Below are 18,156 nucleotides of genomic sequence, written 5' to 3'. Positions count from 1 at the left end.
CTACGCCAGCAGGGCAATGTATTCCGCGTCCAGCGCCTGAGCAATTTGTTTACCTCGCCCACGTTTCACAGTACTGTCTTCCACGTCAATCAGTACGGTTTCACCGTGCAGCTTTCCCCCAGTATCAAAAGAAGAAACCCGCCCATCGGTAATAAGGTAATTTTGCATCACATAAGAGGGCATTTTCTTAAGCAACTGCTGCTGATAACTCCGCGCCTGTGCCAGTACTTCCTGCAATGGCGTGCCTCCAGCGGCTGTGATGCTATCGAGCCAATGTAAAATACGCTTCGGGGCTTTTTGCTGTGGTAGCAGCTTCTTAACCTCTTGATTACCAAAACCAAAAATACAGATCTGCTCACGCGCTACATACGCACGTTCAGCCACTTGCAGCACTACGGCTTTAGCCTGAGAAAACTGCATTTTTTTCAAGGTGGATGCTGAGGTATCTAACAACACCAAATGCAATACTGGCTGGCCTGTTTTGGCTTTTTGATAACAAAGACGCGCTGGTGGCCATTGCCCTAAAGAAGAGACAAGCGTCGCAAACCAATCCGGTTTATGGGTCAGCAACTGGCTGCTCTTGCTCCCCCCAATCACCTGGCCTGCTTTTTTTTTTGAAACCAACATTTGGCTAAGATCAGCGGTGTTCTTCTGCGAAGATGAGGTTAGTAACACGCTTTTCATATTTTGAGCGGTTTTCTGCTCCACAGGAGCCATGCTTCCCCAATCACCATTTGTGTTGCTATCATTGCTGGGAGAATCGGCTTCAGGAGGTGGTGGACAACGAAACGGAGGCGGTTTAGGGCGATCATTTTTCGTCGGGGGAGGTGGTGTTTGACGACGATGATGTAATACTAACTCTTCCACAGCCAATACATCTTGTTGCGACACTTCGGCTCGTTGCTGCCAGGCAGCATGGGCCAGTGCGGCTCGATACCAAACCAAATCAGCACGTAAGCCATCCACATTCGCGGCAAAACATCGCTCAGCGATCATGCGTCGTAATTCATCCGGGCACGTCACACTCGATAACCCGTTCCGAGCTTGTACAATCGAGGCTTGCAATTGCTGCTGTTGCTGATGATATTGTTGTAAAAAACCTTGAGGATCGGTTTCAAACTCTTCTCTGAGCTTAACTATGTCCATCCGTTCTTCAATGGAGTAATGGTTGGTTAAATTAACAAACAAACCAAATCGGTCAAGAAGCTGAGAGCGCACTTCGCCTTCATCTGGGTTCATGGTGCCCAACAACAAAAACAGTGCCTCATGCTGGTGGCTAATACCATCTCTTTCCACATGATTCACACCACTGGTGGACACATCGAGCAGTAAATCCACTAAGCTGTCAGCCAGTAAATTTACCTCATCCACGTACAATACACCGTGATGCGCTTTGGCTAATAACCCCGGAGTAAAGTTCACGTTTCCATCACTCAGCACTTGTTGTAAATCAAGCGTTCCCACCACCATCTCTTCAGTGGCCGCCAGAGGCAAAGTCACAAAACGGGCGTCTGCATTGGGTAAAATATCTGCCAACCCTCGGGCTAAGGTTGACTTGGCCGATCCTCTTGGCCCTGCCACCAGCACCCCACCAATCGCCGGGTTAATCGCGGCCAAAATAAGCGCCAATTTAAACGGCTGCTGGCCTGAAACAGCGCAGAATGGAAATTGAGGCATTAACATTAGCTCTCTCAATCAAGTATCTATAAACAGTAAAAGCAGAAAAGACCCATAGAATTTTATATTCATCCATGTATCACACCATTTGTTAATATGGTGGTTCCTTTTCATATAATGGTGATTATCCTATCACCAAAGCAAATATTACTATGCGCTCTATAATGACTCAAGCTATCTTCCTTAAATGCCCCCAAAATATATAAATAACTTCAAACAATGTGCTCTTTTTATTTTAAAGTTACTCTAGCGATATAAAAGCATGGAATAACTAATAATATAAAACACCATAAATGACAGGAATAAATACACTAAAGTGCATATATTTCTCATTCATCTTTAGAATAAATAAGAAAGCACCCAACTTCACATCAACAAATCCTGAGATAAATAACATTAAAAGATATAATGAACGCTTACAATCGAGATTGAAAACATCCTCAACGTTATTTTGGAGTTTATTTAATATACTAATTATGAAGACATCTTTTTTCCTCGCCCGTCATGGTGAAACTGAGTGGAATGTCCAACAAAAACTGCAAGGCCAGCTCGATAGCTCCCTAACCGATAAGGGAATACAGCAAGCAACCAAACTGGCCAGAATATTAAGTCGTGCACATACCATCGATTTGATTGTGACGTCACCTTTACGTCGAGCCGTGGCTACCGCCAACCTTTGCCAACAAACTCTAAATATTGAGCTGGAAACTCACCCGGCGTTGATGGAAAGACACTTTGGGCAATGGCAAGAAAAACCACTGACTGAGCTCCACACTCACCCAGATTATCACTCCGTTTTTCACCAAGTAAATACGCAGTCTGCGCCTTTAGGAGAATCCGGAATTGCATGTGCCACGCGCTTTGAACAAGGTTTAACAGACATTGCCAACCGCCATCCAAACAAAACCATTCTCATCATTAGCCACGGTGACGCAATTCGCTGTTTCTCTTCATTAAAATTAGAAGTAAACGCCACAACTTTACTCGATAACACTGGTGTTTATCACCTCACCTTCCACCATAATCAACAAACTTTTCAGCTACATGATCGTTTATACACCCAAGAAGACAATAAGGCAGACGCATGATTGAACCATTCATTTTATCCGCCGCATTGGTGTTTGATCACGTCTTTGGTGAGCCTAAAAAGTACCATTACTTGGTTGGTTTTGGGTTACTCACACAAAAATTAGAGCGCCTTGCCAATCGATTTTCAAACTCACGTCAAAGTCAGCTGTCCGGAGCACTGTGTTGGTGTACACTTACTCTCCCTATGCCTCTTTTATATTATGCTATTCGCCAAGACAATTGGGTATTCTGGTGCCTCGATGCCATGATTGTGTACGCGGCCATTGGCTACAAAAGTTTGGCTCAACATGCGCTACAAATACTCAAACCACTAAATGAAAACCAACTGGATGAAGCGCGCCACTTTTGCTCTTATTTAGTAAGCAGAAACACAACGCAATTATCGGAACAAGAAATTGCGCGAGCAACCACAGAGTCGGTATTAGAAAATGGCCATGATGCGGTGATCGCCTCGCTGGTTTGGTATATTATGGGTGGCGCACCTTTGGTGATTTTACACCGATTAGCCAATACCCTAGATGCCATGTGGGGATATAAAAATGATCGCTTTCTCTATTTTGGTTGGTTCGCGGCAAGAATGGATGATATTTTAGGGTGGCCTTCAGCAAAAATATCTTCATTATTATATTCCTGCCAGGGAAATATGCTTGAATCATTAAAAAATGCATATATTCAAGGCCGCCAATATAAAAGTTTAAATGGTGGTTGGGTGATGGCAGCTGGCGCAACAGTCTTAAATTTTAAATTAGGAGGCCAGGCTGTTTATCATGGTAAAGTACATCAATCGGTTAATTTAGGATGCGGAAAAGAAGTCCAAAGAAATGATATTCAACGCTCTTTATTACTAGTTAAATATTCTGCTTTTATTTTTATTCTCTGTATTACTCTTTATCATGTTTCTTTTAATTATGTTTTATAAGATGAGGCTGTGTTAATGAAATTAATTCATGGTGGTCAGCTCCACACCATCGCTCAACATTATGCGATTCCCATTGATGAGTGGCTCGATTTATCCACCGGGATCAGCCCAATCAGTTATCCGGTTCCCCCCATTCCCATCTCCGTTTGGCAACAGCTGCCACAATCAAGCCCTACGTTACTCAAAGCCGCTCAACAATATTATAAAACTGATAATCTGATTGCCACCAGTGGTAGCCAAAGTATCATTGAGACATTGCCTTCCATTTTCATACAACATATTGTGCCCACCACCACCGTATGGCTACCAAAAGTCGGCTATAAAGAGCATGAAAAAGCGTGGCATGATCATGGATTTATCATTAACCACTATTCACAATTACCTTCCGCTGATGAGCTGACTCCACATTGTATAGTTGTGGTGATCAACCCCAACAACCCAACTGGCGTTCTTACTGCTCAATCCACTCTGACTCAACTATTAACGCAAGTGGAAAAGCGGCAAGGCTGGCTTATTGTGGATGAAGCTTTCATGGACTGCGTGACACCGTCACAGTCAGTCGCCTCGCTGACCAATAACCCTCACCTTTTTGTCTTACGCTCCGTGGGTAAGTTTTTTGGCTTAGCTGGGATCAGGTTAGGTTTTTTAAGCGCCGCCCCGATTTGGCTAAGCACCTTAGCCAACACCACTGGTCCATGGCAGGTAAATGGCCCCGCCCAATACATTGCTGAAAAAGCCCTAACAGATCTCAACTGGCAATCTGAGCAAAGCCTGCAATTACAGCGCTTATCCAACAACCTTGAACATCTACTGATGGATACCTTCCAGACTGCGGTCTCCGGTACTTCGCTGTTTAAGACGGTGTTGTTGCCCAACGCCCCCGAACTTTTTAAACAGCTGTGCCAACAAGGTGTGTATGTCCGCCTCTGTGATGAACAAAATGCCCTTCGCTTTGGGATCCCAACCGACGCAGAGTTAGAAAAACTAGCGAAGGCTTTCGCCAAACTAAATTAACCAGATTTCAGGGCAGTTTAAGGTGCTGGAGCGATCAACTGATCGTTCCTACACCCATAATTCACTAATAAAAACGAAACGGATCACCAATCCACCCCTTGCCGTGCTTTAATGCCCGCTCGAAAAGCATGTTTGGTGTCTTCAATGGTACTTACAGTATCCGCCATGTCGAGTAACTCATCAATGGCACGACGACCCGTGACCACTACCGACTGCTCTTTTGGGCGATTTTGTAAAGCGGATAACACTTCTTCTTTCGGCAAATAGTTATAACTCAGCATGTACGTCAGTTCATCAAGCAGGACAAGGTGAATATCAGGATCTTTCAAAAACTCTTTGGCTTGCTGCCACACCTTTGTCGCGGCCGCCATGTCAGTTTCCATGTTCTGAGTTTCCCAAGTAAAACCCGTACCCATTACCGCAAAAGGTACGCCTGACTTTTCCAGTAAATTGCGTTCACCGCTGTCCCATTTTCCTTTGATAAACTGCACTACGGCGGCTTTATAGCCATGACCAACACAACGTGTCACATTACCAAACCCTGCGGTTGACTTTCCTTTCCCATTACCAGTGATCACCAACATGATGCCTTTTTCAATTTTGGCTTTGGCAATACCTTTATCGACCTTGACCTTACGGTTTTTTGCTTTACGTAAATGCTTTTCGACTTCGTTCATCTCATTTCCTTATGCTTTTGCTCAGCCATCCCTAGCGTTTCCAATCAGTATAACGTGAAGACAATTGTTCAAATACGACACTGTTGTTAAGTGAGATGGTAAAACAACAGCCGCTTTAGGTGGAAGGCTTGATGTTGATAAGTAGGCGTCACAACATGAGGACATGGCTCAGTCAATCTCTTGCTGTTCTGGTGACGTAAAGCAACCACGACCGGGAACAGTACGGCGGAAAAAACCAAATAAAATAGCATAAAAACAGTCATAACGCATACTCATTAACAGAACAACAGCTGCTAGATATAAGCAAAATGATTGTCTTTACTTAGAAGACAGGTACCAACATCGGTCAAGTAATAAACCAATGCACGACACCGCAAAAGAGAAGTAAAGTGACAACCTTCATCACTGAGTGTTCCCGCTCAGTATCTAGAAGCAACCATCGATAGCAGGTCTCCTGACTCTCGACTAAAACACATAACGCCCTTCCCGATCACTCAGTGGATACCGTCATGCTCATCGATCACAGTTGCGGGTACAGTTCAGGGTTTTCACCTGATTCCCTCTTAGCCTGATTAAAGGCACTATCGTAAAGCGGCGATATTTAAACATTGTTAACAGATTGGGGTCAAGGTAAACCTGCTCTTATCGTGTAACTTATTAATAAATAAAATAAGAAAGCCATACCTAAAGAAAGTATGACTGTGAAATTACTGAGTATTAGTTCACCACAAACGTCCAAGTATTAACCCAAGGAAAAGAGGAAATCATAAGGTGTAAGAACGATCAAAAAACAAGCATGGCACATAAGTGATATTTGTCCATGAGACGAGAAATAACTTACCTACCACCCGAAAAATTGGCAAAGGAGCCAAAAACCAGAGTGTTCTTAGAACCATAGGCACTTTATAATCGATATAAATAAAGTGTGAGGTGCGCGCAAAAACACCGCAACCGTCATGAACAACATTGTATTTGCTTGTGATATCCTATTGATCATTTTGCTAAAATTTACAAATCTTTCCACTCAAGTATTTTTTATCAACTAAACCTACCCTGTGATTTATCCATATCTAAAACGTGAAATATTCTCACAGGGAGAGCCAAATGAAAAAGTCACTGATTTATTGCGCTTTGGCGGCGTGTGCCAGTGTAGTGCCTAACGCGTATGCCATTGATTGTTCTACGTTGCCGATCTGGCAAGCAAGTGAGCAATATGCCAGCGGTAGTGAAGTTCAACAAAACAATAGCGCCTATCAGGCACAATGGTGGAGCCAAGGAAACTCCCCACACACACACTCAGGTCCATGGCAAGAGTGGAAAGAGTTAGGCGTGTGTGGCGACACAGGTACCAACCAGCCGCCAACCATCAGTGTGATCTCCCCACTTAATAACGCGTCTTTCAGCACCGGAGATAATGTTGTCTTTAATGCCGACGCCAGCGACAGTGATGGTAGTATTGCCCAAGTCCAGTTCTTACTCAATGGCACAGTGCTTAGCACACTCACAGCCTCACCGTTTCGTCTTAACTGGACCGCTATAGAAGGCAACCACACACTGGAAGTAAAAGCGACAGACAACCTAAATGCCACCAGCAGCGCCAGCGTCGTCATGACAGTGACCAACGCCACTAATAACGTACCGCCTACCATTCAACTCACCGCGCCTACCTCAGGCAGCACAGCGAACACAGGTGATAGCGTCATGTTAGCCGCTGACGCAAGTGATTCCGACGGCGTTGTGAATCAAGTGGACTTTTATATTAACGATCAGCACGTTGGCAGCGACACAAGCGCTCCCTACGAGGTCAACTGGACAGCTGTAGTTGGCGATCACACCATCAAAGCGAAAGCAACCGATAACAGTGAAACCAGCACCTTTAGTAATATCAATACCATCACCGTTGCTGGACAATCTGGTGCAGGGTGTGCTGGTTTACCTAGCTACCTGGCAGGCAGTGTGTACGCTGCCAATGATCTGATCCAACATCAAAACCAAAAATATCGCTGTGAGGTAGGAGGATGGTGTTCTTCCGACTCTGCGTGGGCCTATGAACCAGGTAAAGGGGAATACTGGCAAGAGGCCTGGAGCCCACTGGGTGCCTGCACGACCCCACCAACAGTGAACATCACATCACCAGACAACAATAGCGTCGTATTAGCAGGTAGTACTGTCACGATTCACGCTTCAGCCGCTGATGCCGATGGCAGCGTAAGCCAGGTGGAATTCTTTGTCGGAAATAGCAGCCTTGGTATTGATACCACAGCACCTTATCAAATAGACTGGCAAGCAACTGGGATCGGAGAGACCGCGTTAAAAGCCATCGCGACGGATAACGATAATAACACGGCGAATGCCACAGCCTTAGTTCAAGTCAGCGATCAACCTTTGGTGATCAGCTTAACCTCTCCAACGACAGGATCCAGTGCAGCGTTAGGCAAAGCGGTAACACTGGAAGCCAACGCCACTGCACTCAATGGTCGTGTGAATCAGGTCGACTTTCTCGTCAATGGTAGCGTAGTTGCATCAGACACCACATCACCATACAGTGCCCAATGGACTCCGGGATCGGTTGGAGCTTACTCTATATCTTCTCAAGCTATTGATGAAAAAGGAAATAGTGCTCTCTCTTCAGCGGTCACATTAAACGTCGTAGAAAAACAAGCGAAAAAACATCAGTTGATCGGTTATTGGCATAATTTTGTCAATGGCTCTGGCTGCCCAATTCGCTTAGCAGACATTTCACCCGCTTGGGACGTCATAGATATTGCGTTTGCCGATAACGATCGCAATAGTGATGGTACGGTACATTTTAACCTCTATGCCGGTGATATACACAGTACCTGTCCAGCATTGGATCCTGTTCAGTTTAAACAAGATGTCGCCACTCTGCGTGCTCAAGGTAAGATCATCGTATTATCTCTTGGTGGGGCAGAGGGGACAATTACGTTAAATACAGATCAAGACGAAATTAATTTTGTATCTAGCCTCACTCAGATCATTAAAGAATGGGGGTTTGATGGGCTCGACGTTGATTTAGAAAGTGGTTCTAACCTAGTACATGGCTCTCAGATCCAAGCTCGCCTACCAAGGGCGTTAAAACAGATCGAGGCTAATACCGGGGGAGACATGTATTTAACCATGGCCCCGGAGCATCCGTATGTTCAAGGGGGGATGATTGCCTACACGGGGATTTGGGGAGCGTATATTCCATTGATCAATGAACTGCGTGATACGTTAGATCTTTTGCATGTTCAATTATATAACAATGGAGGATTACCAAACCCATATATGCCTGGATCAGCACCTGAAGGCTCTATTGATATGATGGTGGCATCAGCGAAGATGCTGGTGGAAGGGTTTACATTAGCCGATAAAACCCAATTTGCGCCGTTACGTGATGATCAAGTTGCAATTGGTTTACCTTCCGGGCCAAGCTCCGCAAACTCAGGGCAAGCACCTATTGCTAATATTACTGGAGCTTTAGATTGCTTAACGAAAAGAACTTCTTGCGAAACCGTGATCCCGGCTTCTAATTACACTAATTTTGGTGGCGTGATGACATGGTCTATCAACTGGGATCAACATGATGGGTATAACTTTTCAGTACCTGTTGGTAATAAGCTGACGCAAATGAATAATAAGTAACTAATTTAAATAATGAATAAAAAAGGAGAAAGTAAGCTTTCTCCTTTTTGTATCTTTTAACTTTGAAGATCGGGATCTTGTTCTACTAACTCATTCACTTTGTCTTTTGTTAATTTATACATAAAGTTTGAATGACGTTGTGAGCGTCCCCAGCCAATTGTTGGTGTTAATTTGCAATCATAATCGTAAGCTTCCCTTTCAGAGTCGTACATTTTTTTCTTAGTAAACATGTCCTTATCACTAATTACTTCATTTTCAATCAGCAATTCTGTTAATTCTTGTAATGTACGGCGAATGGAATTGATGGCAAATTTAGGGTTATAACCTGCTCTGAACATAATGTCTGATAAGCGGAAAATATAAGAAATTGATTCCGATTTGGCGTCCGCATTGGTAAATTCATGTCTCATATTATGAATAAGTGCTTCATAAACAGCGTAAGATTTACCATTGTTGTTTAAATAGGATTTTTCAATAATACGATATTCACCATGGTGAAAGTCTTGAGCGATCAAGCGGTGCAATGTAGCTTGATATAAGCCATTGATATTCGGGTCATTGGAGGTTAATCGTTTAGAGTCCTGAAGGTAAGTACCTGTCAGATTGAGTTTATCGGTTTGGCTGTCTCCGATACATTCAACTTCTACGGTGGATTTTTCTAAGATTTGTAATGATCGTGAGATCTGACTACCAGAGCGAGTTTGGTTATTATCTTCTAAGTGTTTTCTTAGATCCGCAATTTTGAATGTAACTGTAAATTTATCACCGTGTTTTTCAAGGCGCGTTTTATCAGCGCTGATCATGTTAATGATCGAACGGAGTATAATTTGTTCATTTTTTGATGGAAAATATAAATCGATCCCACTTTTGGTTTTAATCGGAGCTGCGTTATAACTTACTTTAACGGATTTGTGTTCTAACGTATGGATTTGCTCTGCACCAGGCTTTAGTTTTGCTGATAAGGCACGATCCGATAGAAACATAGGGACTAAATAAGAACGTAAAGAGCTTTGAGAATTACGTTGTGTGTAGCTAAAGACATCGGTTATGTCAGTGACATTAGCCAACTCGGACACTTTGGTCTCTTCAGTTTTTGGTTTTTGCTCTTCAGTGCTCATTTGATCATATCGATTAGTTAATTACGACCTAGATATTAAATTAAACACCGCTAAAAGCAACTTGCTTTTTTAATAAGATCTTTTTAGTGGATCTCTTATGGAAGAAATGGAAATAAATAAATTACTTACTGTATATAATAAGTGGAGTAAACGGAGAGATTTAAAATAGTATTAATAATTAAGAACTTAAATGTAATTAAGATCGTTATAACCCCTCGTTTGATCTCTTATTCTCCTAAGGCCGATCTTTTAATCTCCTCAATGAGATCTCTCTTTCTCCTCCCTATGATCGTTACAACTCCTTATAAATAACAGGTTAACTACTGGTTAATCACAGCTTATCAACAGGATGTTGATTGGGTGGGATCCAATAATTGTGATGACTCTCTCAATTATGGTGAGGAATCGACATGGTTCGTATTTTAAAGTCATTTTGGCATTATGCCAATATATTGGTGTTTCTACGATCTCATTAGGGTGTTTTAGCGATCTTTTCTTTGATTTTACGCCATTTTTATATTCTATCTTTATGATTTATAATCATATTTTATTTTATGATCACTCTAGCACCTTTACAAAAGAGCCAGTAAAGAGAGGGACTTTATCTCTTTTCTTCTTTTTGCCATGAATATTCATCTTCATTTTTATGAATATAAATAGTGACAATGTCACTATTTATGAGAGAGCAATGCTCCTATTTTTTTGTACTTCTTATTTTAAGCTATTGTATTTTATGTATTATATTTTAATTGATCGTTAAAGCACCGTTTTATGGTTCACTTTCTATTGTGTGAAAGTACGATCATAGAAAAAGAGTAACAATTGATCGTTCTAGCACTTTACTTTAGAACATTCACATTTTTGAGCCTTAAAACACCTTACTTCGGTATACAATTTTATTTCTTTGATCGTTTATTCTCCTTTTTTTGTCTTTTGGGCTTTTTTTGATCGCTAAATCACCTTCATTATGTTGATTTCCTGAGCTATTGATCGCTCTAACACCTTTTTTAACCTTTATTTTCTAAATCGATCGCTAAAACACCTTTAAATTTGTCCCTGTGTGATGGCAGTGTTTGGCTGAGAACGATGTAAACGCTTATATGATCGCTCCTACACCTCAATTCTTCGGTCTTTGGGCTTAATTGATCGCTCCAGCACCTGATTTTCATTAATAATTAGAGTGATCGCTTTAACACCAAGCTAATTAAGCCAAGGTTGTATAAAATAAAGACTATAAAAGTCACCTGTTAGGTGTTTTGGTGCATATTTTGATTGGATTCGTCATTGATCGTTTATACACCTTTAACTGCTTTTTGCGATAGATCTCTCACTATTAAGCAAGAAAGGCTTTTTATGGGTGTGATATTGATCGCTCTAGCACCTTTTAAAGCTTGTATTTACTCTGTTTAAACGGGTTTTTATTAGGAAATCAGTAAAAGTGATCGCTCAAACACCTTTAGTTGACGGAATTTAGGTATGGATCTGCCTATGTGATCGTTCAAACACCTTTAGTAAAGGTGTTTGAACGTTTAGAAAAGGGATTATTATGGCTGGCTGTATTAACTATTAAAAAAGTGAGCTAATGAGATCTCTTCGATTTTGTCATCGATGATCACTTTGACGGTTTGATCCAGCAATAGTGACGCTTTTTTCTTATTGAGTTTTATTTCAATACTTTCATAGCGTGAGGGAGGGGTCTTCTCTGCCGTGCTTTGCGCTGCTTTTTTTATTGGTCGCGGTTTATCTTCTGATACCGCAGCTGACGTGTCGGTTTCTGTTGGCTCATCGTACGCGGCCTTTTTCTCTGCGACCAACGCACTGCGTGTTAATGTGAAGGCTGGATCTTGGTATTTAGTCAGAATATGCTGTGCCAGCGTAGGATCTTGTTCAATCACGGCGGACAGCTCTTTGAGTAACCGCATGTCTGTAGACTGCTCAACCAAGCACTCAAATGGCTCTGGAATATGAGAGTTCACGGCCAGAGACACCCAGTCTCGCGGTTTGCCTATACGACGCGCTAAATCAGACACCGTGCAGTTAAACACGCTCTTGAGTTCAGTGATGTAGTTACTAAGTTCCAGTGCTGAGTTATCTTCACGTTGGACATTTTCAATGAGCTGAATTTCGGCGGATTGGCGATCCGTTAAATTACGGACAATCGCATCGATACGAGTTTCTCCCAGCAGTTTCATAGCTCGTAAGCGTCGTTCTCCCGCAACCAATGTGTATCGGCCTCGATCGGCTGGGCGGGCGATAATGGGTGATTGCAAGCCGTTTTGTGAGATTGACTCAGCCAGCTCCGATAGGCTTTTGTCATCAAAGCCTCTGGTTTTACGAACTTGCTTCTCGGTCACAATGGTATCGATATCAATTTTGATGATCTTTTCAGCGTTAAGATCCAGTGACTCATCATCAGCAATGTTTTTTTTGATTTTATTTAAGCTGTTGAGCTGATTTTTAAACCCTTTAGCCATGATCGTTTACTCGCTCTAGCAGTTCGTTAACCGTGTCTTTGATCTGGCGAGCGATGAGATCCCCTTTCGCATGATCCAGGACCGATAAACTTAGCGTACGTGCTTGGCGGCCTTTGGCATTATTGTGCCAACGGGTGCTGAATAGGCTATCTCCTGCATACTCAATGGTTTGATCATAAAAATACTGGGCGTTGATATCGAGAACTTTACCCCCACCATTTATCAGAATACCCAGCAAGTTGAGATTTGGGTTATAGCGCGATTTGGTTGAATCAATGGTGGAGATAATGTCTTGCATTTTGCTGAATGAATCGAGCTCTAAGGTGGTAGGCACGACGACAAAGTTGCTGCTCAGCAATGGGGCAATTTGTAGATTTCCTAGCGTTGGTGGTATATCAAATAAAATGAAGTCGTATTGATCGCGGCATTTAAAAATGGCGTCTTTAAAATCGTACAGCGCGTCCATGTCTAATTTTTGAACCGCATTTAAGTGTTTACTGCCAAGCAGTATATCGAAGCCATGCTCAGAAGGAACAGGGGAGACCTCTTGCAAATCAAACAGGCTTTCAGCATGGCTTTCAGACGCTTGAGTTCGGTTTAAGCTGTCTGGAATGTCACCACAAAATGACCAATCGGTAATATTAAACTGTGGATCCATGTCAACAACGAGCACTTTCTTTTCTTTACGAGTGAGTCCCACTGCAAGGTTAAATGTTACGTGAGTCTTACCAACCCCACCTTTTTGATTAGCAATAGAGATAAGCTGAGCCATTCTGGTTTCCTTTAGCACGTATTTGAGATGGGTTGATTATGTCGTTGTTTGTTTTAAAATACACGTCATTTTTAATTTTCGACCGGACGAAAAATGTTGTCTAAATCTGATAGTAAATACAGGAAAAAATTAAAGGAAAAGGGGGTTAAGCGGATCGAGATGAAAATCCATCAAGATAATGTCGCTATTTTTCAAAAAATGGTTGAACGGTTTGGCTTTTCACAGAGAAAACAGTCGGACTTTTTTAACTATTTGATTGATACTTTGGCACATTCTCGAGAGTTGCCCCCCGCTTTTTTGACTAAGTTAGCGACGGAAGTTCAAAGTTCTTGGGCGTACATCAGTTTGGTTGACTTTGCGTTAGCATCGTCTTTTTCGGTCAGTGTATTAAGTGATCATAAGCAGTATCAACTTTCTCAAAGTGCTGAACGTGCTGATGTGTTAGCCGTGATTGAGCGGCAAATGAACGTGATTTTGGAAATGCGGGAGCGCAGCGGTCAGCTGGTGTTTAGTGCGTTAGTGGATACGCGATTGCCTGCCGAAGAGACGGTTATTCACGTTAGCGATGCAGTTAAAAGGCAGCAATGGCAAGCGTATTGCGCTGAGCATACATCCGACTCTACGATCTGTCAGTCATGAGTGAATTTGAGTATAAGTAAAGGAATACGTAAAATGATGGCTGTTTTGATACGATCAATGGATACGCATTTTGCATACACTACAACAGCTCAAAGATGGCCAGTTACAGGGCATCACTCGTTTACAATTATCTGAAGAGCTAACTGAATTCCCACTAGAAATCTTATCTCTGTCTGATACGCTAGAAATTCTCGATTTATCGAATAATCAATTGTCTGAGTTACCTCAAGAAATCACCCAGTTAGACAATTTGCGCATCATATTTATGTCCAACAACCATTTTACGGAATTACCTGAAGTATTAGGACAATGCACTAAATTAGAAATGGTTGGGTTTAAATCGAATCAGATTGCTCATGTGCCTGAAGCTTCTCTTCCTCTGCAATTACGATGGTTGATTTTAACCGACAATCAGATTGTCACTTTACCGCAATCACTCGGCGAAAGACCACGTTTACAGAAATTAGCGTTAGCGGGGAATAAACTGACTCATCTACCAGACTCGATGCGTCAGTTAACTAACTTACAACTATTGCGTATTTCTGCAAATAGCTTGTCGTCTTTTCCTGAGCCTTTACTTCATTTACCTAAGCTGGCGTGGCTTGCCTTTTCGGGCAACCCTTTTTGTCAGGTTGAGGGGAACTCTGATTCCGTACCCACTATTAGCTCTGACTCATACGTAATTTCTCAGTTATTAGGGCAGGGCGCTTCAGGGGTGATTTCGCAAGCGGCTTGGCTTGATAACCCACATCATTTCCCTGAGCACGTTGCCGTTAAAGTGTTTAAAGGAGAGGTGACCAGCGATGGTTATCCAAGTGATGAATTACTAGCATGTTTAAAAACAGGCTTCCACCCAAATCTAGTTAAGTCCATTGCTCAAGTCTTGGAGCCGGATCATCTGGCTTTAGTGATGGAGCTGATCCCTTCAGCATATAAGAACTTAGGGTTACCACCTAGCTTAGAGACGTGCACGAGAGACACTTTTGTTCGTGGTTACTCGCTGTCCGTGGATTCTATTGCTGTGATTGTTCAACAGATGTTAGATGTGTTTTCGCATTTACATAAGAACAAAGTGTGTCATGGTGATCTCTATGCCCATAACGTATTGGTTAATGAGCAAGCTCAGATGATTTTTGGTGACTTTGGTGCCGCCTCTGTTTATGAGAATTTGCCGGTGGATGTTCAAGATAAAGTACGTCAAATTGAAATGCGTGCTCTTGGCTACTTTATCGAAGATTTGCTGAGCGTGTGTGAAAAGGAAGAGATCGACAATACGGAATATCAGCGCCTTCAGTTATTAGCAAAATCTTGTTTTTCCGGTTCAGCTTCTTGGTAGGTTGTTATTATTTATTGGTCTTACGTTAAACCGATGAGGCTTTTATGAAAGACCAGTGGCACTTGCTTCTGGTCTTTTTTTGCTCTGTATTTTTTCACATTTTCATCGCTTCTTTTTTATCCCATGAACCTATTTTGATTTTAGGCTTCTTAACACACCCGTTATAGGATCGTTAAAGCTGGCTCATACTTTGATTCATCCGATAGCGCCAGATATATAGCCTAAACTAACAAATTCCATATTCGCTACCTTGATCGGGATGGAACATCATCCTACGTGGCCATCCTTTTATCCGTTTGTCATTGTAAGGTTTTACTGGCTAAAGCTGAATCTGGTTTCCTGATAAACCCAATCAATGACTCGGCGACTTCATAGGTTTACAACTAGCAAGATAAGACCAACGATGCTTGTCCGTAATGTCACCATATTGCACTTGGTTTGAATATCTAACGTTGAACTCTCGTTTTAGACCATTGAGATGCTTGGGCTTTCAGTTACTGTTTTTATGCTGTTGTGAAGTTTGCTGTTTATTCACAGGTTCAGTTCAATGAGAGACTGCAGAGTTTATGAAAGGCGGCTGGTTTATGTGTTGTCCACGACAACACTTTATTACGTTTTTGTTTTTGTGAATACGGTCAGATGCCGTTTTTATTATAAAAATATGATGTTTGGGTTCGGCGGGCTGTAGGGGGATTCAGTGATTGAATTAGATGCAAAGCCGTCTTCTTGTGCTTTTACTAGTGCTGTTTTTACCACATTGTTTATAGCGGTTAAGCGCTCTGAATATAGAAAGCATAATCTTCATTAATGGCTTTGTTTATGGAGTGGTGTGGTTTCAAACGAGTGATAGGCAATCTTAGTGCCACCAACCGAACAAACAATTTTATGTTGAAAAGGGCATATGGTGTTTAAAAAGTCTAAATAAAAGGGGAGTTATTACGTTAGGCTCTGCCAGTACGCGCTGGGTAAACTTTCTAGGTAGTCGTTAAGGCTTTTCTGTTTGTTCCTATCATGTCAAACAATCAAGTATGCTTGTTAGAAAGCAACACTGAATCTCCAGGCACGCTTATCTGCATCGTAGGATAAATGAGTGTCCTTCATAACATCATCAGTGCCTTCTGGTAATAATTTTAAATACCGCCTCTCGTACATCATCTAATGGCTAACCGGTTGTTTGTCGACAAGATGTCTTTATCTCAATCTTTATTGGCTCCTCAAAACCACCGCCTAGGGCGGTGGTGATTGTTCCTTGAGGCTAAGCCTGAAGAAGTGCCGATGTTAGAAGTAACCTCTTATTCATCACAAGTAAGAGGAATAACCACATGGGCGACTATAGAAGTTATAGTTTGGACGTCAAAATACAGGTACAAGATCTTGAAGGGGAGCGTAGGAAAAGAACTTTATCGCTCAATCTATATTTTGTGCAATAGAAAGATTGTGAAGTGTTGGAACTTAATGTTCAACCTGAGCATGTTCACCTTGTCGTGATAGATCCCCCAAATTATCGTTTTCAAGTTTACTGGGAGTTTTGAATGGGCGAACGGCTATCAGGCTATTTAATAAATTCCCACATATACGGAAAAAGCTGTGGGGTAATCACTTTTAGGCACGAGGGTATTTTGTAGATACGGTTGGTGTAAATGAAGAAATGATCCGAAGATATGTCCGGCATCAAGATAAGCAAGGCTTAGAATATGAGCAACAGTTATTAAAGGGTTGATAGCATGGTTGCCCCCTTCTAGGGGTTATATTGCGAAACCGCCTTCTAAGAAGGCGGATTTTTAATGGTCTCGGTGTTTTCTATTTCAATTTAATGTCTAAAACTGTTAGGGAGGATTATTGAGTTTTACGAGCTCTTGTTTTATGTCTGACAGCTTTTGATGTGAAATTTACCTAAACAGGTTTTTACATTTGAGTTATCTAGTATTGTATGGTGTTGTCGCCGACAACACTTTAGAATCGGTTAAGCCTATTTTGTTGCTGGAAGATAAATACAAACAATGTAGTGATTTGGTTCTGCGATCAGATCTTTCGACCAAGAAGGATTTATCACAAAGGAACCAGCTATGCGTAAGTTAGTAGACTTATTTTGTCATGTCGATGATTTTTGGCAGGCTTTTCTACCTTAGTGGCAAAAGTGGCAGCTAGAAAGTGGAGAGCGTAAGCGCAACTGTCAGACAGTGAAATAATGACCATCACTATTGCTTTTCATATCTCGCATCAGCGATGATTTTAAGAACTTTTACCTCGGCATCATTCATCGCTATTACAAAAAACATTTTCCTGCGTTACTGAGTTATACCCGTTTTCTTGAAGTGATGCCATCGGTACTTGTACCGCTGAGTTCCTTCTTCACTCACGTTAAAGGAAAGCCCACGGGTATTGAGTTTATTGACTCTACAAGTATAAAAGTCTGTCATAACTTACGGATCCCCAGACATAAAGTATTCAAAGGGGTAGCTGAGCGAGGAAAAGGGACGATGGGTGGTTCTATGGATTTAAGCTGCATATTATCACCAACCATGTTGGTGATATTGTTGCGGCGACACTCACTCCTGCGAATACAGATGACCGTAAACCTGTTCGTAAATTATCAAAAGGTTTATTCGATATACTTTATGCAGATAAAGGCTATATCAGCAAAGCGTTAGCCGACGATTTAAAGGTTGATGGAATAACTCTAATTACGACTCAACATAAGAATATGAAGCCTAAGCAGCTTGCAGCATGGGATAGAGCCATGCTCTCGAAGCGCTTTATCATTGAGACAATTAACGATCAGTTAAAGAATATCTC

Annotated in this window: 11 protein-coding genes, 2 pseudogenes and 1 riboswitch; of the genes and pseudogenes, 8 read left to right on the top strand and 5 right to left on the bottom strand. The window is 41.9% G+C overall.

All coding sequences use genetic code 11. The features are described 5' to 3' along the window. Complete coding sequence (locus MHO82_RS20890) at positions 1-1,683, bottom strand: ATP-binding protein (protein ID WP_239187405.1); 1,683 nt, start codon at positions 1,681-1,683, stop codon at positions 1-3. Positions 1,684-2,153: 470 nt separating this feature from the next. Here MHO82_RS20890 and MHO82_RS20885 point away from each other — a divergent pair, with 470 nt between their 5' ends. The 3 genes from MHO82_RS20885 to cobD are packed head-to-tail and all read left to right on the top strand — an operon-like array spanning position 2,154 to position 4,699. Further along, positions 2,154-2,765: a histidine phosphatase family protein gene (locus MHO82_RS20885; RefSeq protein WP_239187402.1), complete on the top strand. Its 612-nt coding sequence runs from the start codon at positions 2,154-2,156 to the stop codon at positions 2,763-2,765. After that, entirely contained in the window at positions 2,762-3,685 is a 924-nt protein-coding gene (gene cbiB, locus MHO82_RS20880) for an adenosylcobinamide-phosphate synthase CbiB (protein WP_239187399.1), read from the top strand. The genes MHO82_RS20885 and cbiB overlap by 4 nt, the downstream gene beginning before the upstream one ends. A 15-nt stretch (positions 3,686-3,700) precedes the next feature. Then, on the top strand, positions 3,701-4,699 hold the full coding sequence (cobD, locus tag MHO82_RS20875; protein ID WP_239187397.1) for a threonine-phosphate decarboxylase CobD: 999 nt from the start codon (positions 3,701-3,703) through the stop codon (positions 4,697-4,699). 83 nt (positions 4,700-4,782) lie between these two features. On the opposite strand, the gene cobO is transcribed toward cobD, so the two are convergent. Next, entirely contained in the window at positions 4,783-5,376 is a 594-nt protein-coding gene (gene cobO / locus MHO82_RS20870) for a cob(I)yrinic acid a,c-diamide adenosyltransferase (protein WP_239187395.1), read from the bottom strand. Positions 5,377-5,802: 426 nt separating this feature from the next. Beyond that, positions 5,803-5,977: riboswitch (cobalamin riboswitch) on the bottom strand. 503 nt (positions 5,978-6,480) lie between these two features. On the opposite strand from cobO, the gene MHO82_RS20865 reads away from it, so the two are divergent. Next, positions 6,481-9,021: an Ig-like domain-containing protein gene (locus MHO82_RS20865; protein WP_239187394.1), complete on the top strand. Its 2,541-nt coding sequence runs from the start codon at positions 6,481-6,483 to the stop codon at positions 9,019-9,021. A gap of 56 nt (positions 9,022-9,077) precedes the next feature. Here the strand turns inward: MHO82_RS20865 and MHO82_RS20860 are convergent, their stop codons facing one another. The 3 genes from MHO82_RS20860 to MHO82_RS20850 form a co-directional block, all read right to left on the bottom strand. After that, the gene (locus MHO82_RS20860) at positions 9,078-10,139 is read right to left on the bottom strand and encodes a hypothetical protein (protein ID WP_239187392.1); all 1,062 of its coding nucleotides are present in this window, start codon (positions 10,137-10,139) and stop codon (positions 9,078-9,080) included. 1,559 nt (positions 10,140-11,698) lie between these two features. Beyond that, entirely contained in the window at positions 11,699-12,613 is a 915-nt protein-coding gene (locus MHO82_RS20855) for a ParB/RepB/Spo0J family partition protein (RefSeq protein WP_239187390.1), read from the bottom strand. Beyond that, positions 12,606-13,385: a ParA family protein gene (locus MHO82_RS20850; RefSeq protein ID WP_239187388.1), complete on the bottom strand. Its 780-nt coding sequence runs from the start codon at positions 13,383-13,385 to the stop codon at positions 12,606-12,608. The genes MHO82_RS20855 and MHO82_RS20850 overlap by 8 nt, the downstream gene beginning before the upstream one ends. 159 nt (positions 13,386-13,544) lie before the next feature. On the opposite strand from MHO82_RS20850, the gene MHO82_RS20845 reads away from it, so the two are divergent. From MHO82_RS20845 to MHO82_RS20830, 4 genes and pseudogenes are all read left to right on the top strand, one after another. Then, positions 13,545-14,024 (top strand): hypothetical protein, encoded by a 480-nt coding sequence (locus MHO82_RS20845; protein WP_239187386.1) that lies wholly within the window; start codon positions 13,545-13,547, stop codon positions 14,022-14,024. Positions 14,025-14,094: 70 nt separating this feature from the next. Next, positions 14,095-15,360 carry a leucine-rich repeat-containing protein kinase family protein gene (locus MHO82_RS20840; protein ID WP_239187384.1) on the top strand — a complete coding sequence of 422 codons (1,266 nt, stop codon included), beginning with the start codon at positions 14,095-14,097 and terminating at the stop codon, positions 15,358-15,360. Positions 15,361-16,674: 1,314 nt separating this feature from the next. Continuing rightward, a pseudogene (gene tnpA / locus MHO82_RS20835) lies at positions 16,675-17,080 on the top strand (IS200/IS605 family transposase). A 346-nt stretch (positions 17,081-17,426) separates the two neighbouring features. After that, positions 17,427-18,156, top strand: a pseudogene (locus tag MHO82_RS20830) (IS982 family transposase); the annotation flags it as partial.

The sequence above is a fragment of the Vibrio sp. Of7-15 genome, from assembly GCF_022347565.1.
Lineage (GTDB): Bacteria > Pseudomonadota > Gammaproteobacteria > Enterobacterales > Vibrionaceae > NORP241.
The sequence above is the reverse complement of the archived record's forward strand: the minus strand, read 5'-3'. Positions and strand labels throughout refer to the sequence as shown.

Coding starts and splice junctions, on each gene's coding strand:
- MHO82_RS20890 (WP_239187405.1), bottom strand. CDS start 1,683: ATGTTAATGCCTCAATTTCCATTCTGCGCTGTTTCAGGCCAGCAGCCG.
- MHO82_RS20885 (WP_239187402.1), top strand. CDS start 2,154: ATGAAGACATCTTTTTTCCTCGCCCGTCATGGTGAAACTGAGTGGAAT.
- cbiB (WP_239187399.1), top strand. CDS start 2,762: ATGATTGAACCATTCATTTTATCCGCCGCATTGGTGTTTGATCACGTC.
- cobD (WP_239187397.1), top strand. CDS start 3,701: ATGAAATTAATTCATGGTGGTCAGCTCCACACCATCGCTCAACATTAT.
- cobO (WP_239187395.1), bottom strand. CDS start 5,376: ATGAACGAAGTCGAAAAGCATTTACGTAAAGCAAAAAACCGTAAGGTC.
- MHO82_RS20865 (WP_239187394.1), top strand. CDS start 6,481: ATGAAAAAGTCACTGATTTATTGCGCTTTGGCGGCGTGTGCCAGTGTA.
- MHO82_RS20860 (WP_239187392.1), bottom strand. CDS start 10,139: ATGAGCACTGAAGAGCAAAAACCAAAAACTGAAGAGACCAAAGTGTCC.
- MHO82_RS20855 (WP_239187390.1), bottom strand. CDS start 12,613: ATGGCTAAAGGGTTTAAAAATCAGCTCAACAGCTTAAATAAAATCAAA.
- MHO82_RS20850 (WP_239187388.1), bottom strand. CDS start 13,385: ATGGCTCAGCTTATCTCTATTGCTAATCAAAAAGGTGGGGTTGGTAAG.
- MHO82_RS20845 (WP_239187386.1), top strand. CDS start 13,545: ATGAAAATCCATCAAGATAATGTCGCTATTTTTCAAAAAATGGTTGAA.